This window comes from Frankia sp. AiPs1 (genome assembly GCF_023716945.1).
Lineage (GTDB): Bacteria > Actinomycetota > Actinomycetes > Frankiales > Frankiaceae > Frankia.
Genome location: NZ_JAMQQF010000388.1, coordinates 1 through 5674 on the forward strand (window position 1 = coordinate 1; position 5674 = coordinate 5674).

At 72.3% G+C, this 5674-nt stretch carries 4 protein-coding genes; 1 reads left to right on the top strand and 3 read right to left on the bottom strand.

The genetic code is table 11. The annotated features are described in order from the left end of the window. Nucleotides 1-519: Hsp20/alpha crystallin family protein (locus ND748_RS23580; protein ID WP_251748146.1), on the bottom strand; the 519-nt coding region annotated here is incomplete at its 3' end. A gap of 1046 nt (nucleotides 520-1565) precedes the next feature. On the opposite strand from ND748_RS23580, the gene ND748_RS23585 reads away from it, so the two are divergent. Then, entirely contained in the window at nucleotides 1566-4409 is a 2844-nt protein-coding gene (locus tag ND748_RS23585) for a non-ribosomal peptide synthetase (RefSeq protein ID WP_251748147.1), read from the top strand. Between the two features lie 89 nt (nucleotides 4410-4498). Here the strand turns inward: ND748_RS23585 and ND748_RS23590 are convergent, their stop codons facing one another. After that, a complete protein-coding gene (locus ND748_RS23590; protein WP_251748148.1) occupies nucleotides 4499-5203 on the bottom strand; it encodes a DUF4230 domain-containing protein in 705 nt (234 codons plus the stop codon). Nucleotides 5204-5251: 48 nt separating this feature from the next. Next, nucleotides 5252-5674, bottom strand: a 423-nt coding sequence (locus ND748_RS23595; protein WP_251748149.1) for a PP2C family protein-serine/threonine phosphatase, incomplete at its 5' end; no start/stop codon positions are given.

Sequence of the window (5674 nt, forward strand, 5' to 3'; positions counted from 1 at the left end):
CGGCTGGGCCGAGGCGACCTCGGCCGGGTTCGCGGCGTCCGCCGCCGGGTGGTCGCCGCTCGCCGCGTTGACCGCGATGCGGGTCGCCTTCGGCTCGACCGCCGCACCCGCGAGCCGGACGGTCAGCACGCCCCGGTCGTAGCCCGCGGAGATCCGCGAGGCGTCGACCCGCTCGGGGAGCTGAAACTCCCGGCGAAAGCTGCCCGACCAGCTCTCGCGGTGAACACGACCGGCGCGTTCCAGCTCCCGCCGGCCACCGCGGCGGCCACGGACGACCAGGCGGCCACGGTCGATCTCCACGACGACGTCGTGCTCCACGTCCACCCCGGGAAGCTCGAGATTGATCAGCACGTCCTCGCCCTCGGTGACGACGTCGGCCGAGGGAACGGCGAGCTGCGCGCTCTCGGAGCGGCCGGCGAGCGCCGGGCGCCGGGTGCCCCAGGCGCGCCGAACGATCTCATCGAACTCCCGGTCCATCCGCCCCAGCGCCGCGAACGGGTCCCACAGGTAGGTGCTCACAAGGGCCTCCCTCGTTGTGATCGATCTCTGGTGTCACGGCGGTCCGGGCCACCCCGAGGCGCATCCCGGCGGTCCTTCGCCACATCGCCTCCGGTTTCAGCCCGTCCGTCGTTCACAGTTCATGAGTCTAGGACGCTCAATCTTCGGGATGCAAGCCCCGGCAGCACTTCTGGTCCAGGGTGACCCAGGTGACACCGTGGTCGCGATCTCGCGGCCGTGGTCGCCGGGGCGACCACCACGATCGTCCGCGGGGGTACCCGGACCCGGTCGCCGCGGTGCCGCGCCCGGCCCGTTCGGGCTGCCCGAGAAGTGCTCGTTCCTCCCCCGTGCGGGGCAAGACGGCGAGGGGACACCACCGGGGCTCGCGTACCCGGAACAAACCCTGCATCCGGGCAGGCGCACGGGAGCCAGCACCCCCCGACCGTGCCGCCCCCGAACTCCGCCCCGAACTCGCCGACGAACTCCGCCGACGAACTCCGGGGGCGGGGCCGCCGGCGACCGGCGGACACGCCGAACGGCCCCCGCGCCGAACCCCGGCCAAGCTGCCGCCGACGCCGTGACGCGCCGTCGGGAGAATGCCCGAGGAGCGCAGATCAGCACCGGGTGACCGGTTCGCGCCGTAGCCGGAATATCCGGCAAGACCAGCGAAATCCTTACGGACTGGAGAAACGTCGGGCCCGATTACGGGCGGGTAAACCGACACTTCCGTCAAGGTTACGAGGGGTGACGACAAGTAAGCCACACCATCGTGGTATAAAGTCCCACGCTATACCGGACTGCATGCTGGGGAGGCTGTTCGTGTACCTCGAGCGAACGGTTGCAGCGCCGCACGTGTTTCCTTGGCGGGGTCGCCCAGAACGACCCACTCCCGTCAGGCGGCATCTCGCCGGCAGCCCCACCCGTCCGTCGCTGCGGCGACGGGCCTGCGGGGCGATTCCGACGGACCGCTCGGTCGCGCGCGACTGACGATCCCACGATCGGCGAGAGCACGTGGTCGAGAGTCATCTGTCACGGACCGATGGCGCCGGCAGCACAGAGGACAAGGAGTGGCATTGAACGAGAGCGATCGGCGCGCGGCTCTGGCGGTCGCGACGCCCGGAGGTGACGTTCCCTTCCCCGCGTTGGACTTCGATCGGCTACCGGCCTCGGTGGTCAGCCGGTTCCGCGAGGTCGCCGCGCACCTGCCCGACACTGCGGCGGTGGTGTCCCCGGGCGTCACGATGACGTTCGCCGAGACCGACCGCCGTACGGACGAGATCGCGGTGGCCGTGCTGGGGCGCCTCGACGCGACCGAGGACGGCCCGGTGGCGACGCTGCTTTCGCACGGGGTCCCCGGGCTGCTCGGCGTGCTGGCGGCGATGAAGACCGGCCGGCCGGTCGTCCCGCTCGATCCGATGGTGCCGGCCGAGCGGATGGCTCAGATCATCCGTCAGGCCGGCTGCGTCGCGCTGATCACCGACCTGGGCGACGGCTCGGTGGCCCGCTCCACGGTGGGCCTGCGGCCGGTGGGGTCACCGGAGGCGCCGGCGGCCGTCGCGGCGACGGTCGACCCGAAACCGCTGCTGGAGCTGCTGGCCGGCGACGGTCCCCGGCTGGTGCTCGACCTCGCGGCCGCGGCCAGCGACGGCGCCGAGTGGATCGCCGCCAACGGGGCCGACGCGGTCTGGTGGCCCGAGCCGCAGCTCACCGACCCGGCCTGCATCGTGTTCACCTCCGGCTCCACCGGTGCGCCCAAGGGCGTCGTGTGGACGCATGGCACGTTCCTGTGCGACGCCTATGCCGGCGCGCAGCGCCTCGGCTTCGCGCCCGGCGACCGGTTGGCGCTGGTGCTGCCGTACTCGTTCGCGGCGGGGATCACCGTGGTCGTGTTCGGCCTGCTCAACGGCGCGGGCCTCTACGCCTACGACCCTCGGTCGGCGGGGCTGCCCGGTCTCGGTGACTGGATCAACGCCCAGCGCCTGACGGCGTTGCAGACCACCCCGTCGCTGCTGCGGGCGTTGCTCGGCGCGCTCGGACCGGACGAGGTCCTCGCCGATCTGCGGATCGTCACCACCTGCGGGGAGGCCGCGTACGGCCGCGACATCGCCGCGCTGCGCCCGCACGTGCCGGCCACCTGCACCTACGTGAACTGGTCGGGCGCCTCCGAGATCGCCTCGCTGGGCTTCTTCGAGATTGCGCCGGACGCGCCGGTGCCCGCCGGCACCGTGCCGGCGGGGCTGCCCGCCCCCGGCAAGGAAGTCGTCTTCCGCCGCGAGGACGGCACCATCGCCGGGCCCGGCGAGTCCGGCGACGTCGAGGTGACCTCGGCGTATCTGTCCGCGGGCTACTGGGGCAGCCCGGAGCTGACCGCGGAGAAGTTCACTCCACGCCCGGACGGCCGGACCACCTGCCGCACCGGCGATCTCGGCCGCTTCGAACCCGACGGCACGGTGGTGCTGCTCGGCCGGCGCGACGCCGCGGTGAAGATCCGCGGATACCTGGTGGAGCCGAGCGAGGTCGAGGCGGCCCTGCTGAACTCCGTGGAAATCGCCGAGGCGGTGGTCACCGCGGTGACTACCGGGGTGCAGAACCGCCTGGTCGCCTACGTCGTCCCGGCGGTGAACGGCAACACGCTGTCCCCGGTGCGCATCCGCCGGGCGCTGCGCGAGCGGCTGCCCATCTGGATGGTGCCCACGACGATCGTGGCGCTGGCGGAGATGCCCCGCAACGAGCGCGGCAAGGTCGACCGCGGCGCCCTGCCGCCCCCACCCGCGGCCCCCGCCGGGTCCGCCCGGCCGCGGACCCAGTGGGAGATCGTCGTCGCCGACATCTGGACCCGGGTCCTGGACCTGGAGGAGGTGGGGATCGAGGACGACTTCATGGAGCTCGGCGGCGACTCGCTGGCCGCCAACGAGCTGCTCACTCTCGTCGGCGAGAAGCTCGGGGTCTCCCTGCCGTCGTCGGCCCTGGTCGACGCCCCCACGCTCGGCGCCTTCGCCCGGACGGTCTCGCTGGCCCAGCAGACCGGCCCCCGCCATCCGACCGTCGTGCCGTTGCGCACCACCGGCTCGCGCCCGCCGCTGTTCTGCTTCGCCGGGGCCGGCGCGCTCGCACTCGGCTTCCACTCGCTCGCCCGCCGCCTCGGTGACGACCAGCCGGTCTACGCCTTCCAGGCGCACGGCCTGGAACGGCGCGGCTTCCCCGACTGGAGCGTCGAGAAGACCGCCCGCCGCCATCTGGAAATCATCCGGATCATCGCGCCGCGGGGCCCCTACCTGCTGGCCGGGCACTCCCTCGGCGGTCTGATCGCGATGGAGGTCGCCCAGCAGCTCACCGCGGCCGGTGACGAGGTCGGCCTGCTGTCGATCATGGACACCTACCTGCCGTCCTCCCTGCGGATCACGTCCGGCGAGGAGGACGACGCGGCGCCGGCCACGGACCACGCGGACACCGCGAACGGAGCCGGCGCGCCGGTGCCGCCACCCAGTGGTGCGCAGGAACACGCCCGCACCTATCGCCACCGGCTGGCCCGCTTCACCCAGCGGCTGCTGCCGGAACAGCGGACGAACTTCACCAACATCGCGACCCTCAAGAAAATGGTGCAGATTCCGCTCACCGGCGTGGTGCAGTTCGGCGGAATGGAGCAGTTCGACGTCTTCTTCAATCACGGCAGGCTGCTCGAACGGTTCTACCGGCCGCAGCCGTGGGCCGGCCGGACCCTCGTCTACCGATCGGCCGAGAACCCGGACTCGGCGGACGCCTGGTCGGCTTTCCTCACCGGCAGCCACGACACTCACTACGTCCCTTGTGAACATTTTTATCTACTTCGGGAACCGCACGTCATAAAGATTTCCGAGCACTTCCAGGCGGAGATCGACCGGGTGGTCGCCGAACAGGCGGCTCGGGGCTGAGCCGCCTGCTCGGCTGGCCGGCCGGCGGCCGGGGGACGGCTGCGTCCCCCGGCCTCGGCCCTGGCCGGCGGTGCCGGCGGGCCACCCGGCTAGCGGCGGTCGGCGGCGTAGGTCACCCGGACGTCGGTGAAGCCCAGCGCCCCCAGCAGACCGCGCAGCATGGCGGTCGTGTTCTTCTTGCCCAGCTCGATGACCTGGCCGTCGGTCTTGGCCGCGTCGGTCATCTTCGACGAGGCCTTCTGATACAGCCCCTTGTCGCTGCTGACCCCGCCGAGCAGGCCGCCGACCCGGTCCAGCGCGCCGCGCTGGCGGGCGACGACGTAGCTGTGATCAAGGTCCAGCACCGGCGTGGACAGGGTCGGGTTCGGCAGCTCGATGGTCACCGATCGGCGGTCCGGCGAGACCGTGACCGCATCGGCGTCGAGGTGGCCGAAGTCGACCGTCGAGTCGACCGTGCCGACCCCCACGAACAGCGTGCGCTCGCCCTTCAGGGCCGCCGGGATCCACTTGGTGTCGTCTTCGAGATCGACGACGACCTCGAAGTGCGCGCCGGCGGCATGGTAGGCGCTGAGATCCTCCAGCGAGCGCAGCACCGCCGGCGAGCTGCGGTCGATCGTCCGCTCCTTGAACGGGTTGAGGCTGGGCCGCCACCCGGCCACCACCGCGATCAGGCCGACGACGAGCACGGCGAGCAGGATGGTGGCGATCAGCCGCAGCGGGCTGAGGCGGGACGGCAGGGAGCGCAGGGTCCGGTTCGAGCGGGTGGGCCGGTCCGTGCCGGGCTCGTCGTTCATGGTGCAAGATGTACCCGAAAACCCCGGTAACCACGCCGATTGTCGGCGTTAGGACCGCCCGCCGGTGATCGCCGCCGGCTCGCTGGTGCGAGCCAGGATGATCGCAGTGCGATCGTCGCCCTGCCGGCCCGGGGCATGCCGGCGCACGGCGTCGAAGGCGTCGTCGAGCAGGCCCACCGGGGTGCGGCCGGGGTCGCGCAAAATCTCGGCGATCAGCCGGTGCGCGCCGAACTGGCGCCCGTCGGCGTCGCGCGCCTCGACCAGCCCGTCCGTGTAGGCGATGAGCACGTCCCCCGGCTCGAGGTGCAACGTCCTGATCTCCCACGCGCCGGGCGCGGCGAGCAGGCCCGACATCAGCGGCCCCGTCGGGGGCAGCCGCACGATCTGGGCGGCGGCGTGCCGACGGTTCCCCTTCGGCGTGGGCGTCGGGTTCGTCGGCGCCCGACGCGCGCCGGCCGCCGGCCCCACGAT

What these genes read in the sequence shown, in the direction of transcription:
- ND748_RS23590 (WP_251748148.1), bottom strand. Translation starts at nt 5,203, where the DNA reads ATGAACGACGAGCCCGGCACGGACCGGCCCACCCGCTCGAACCGGACC.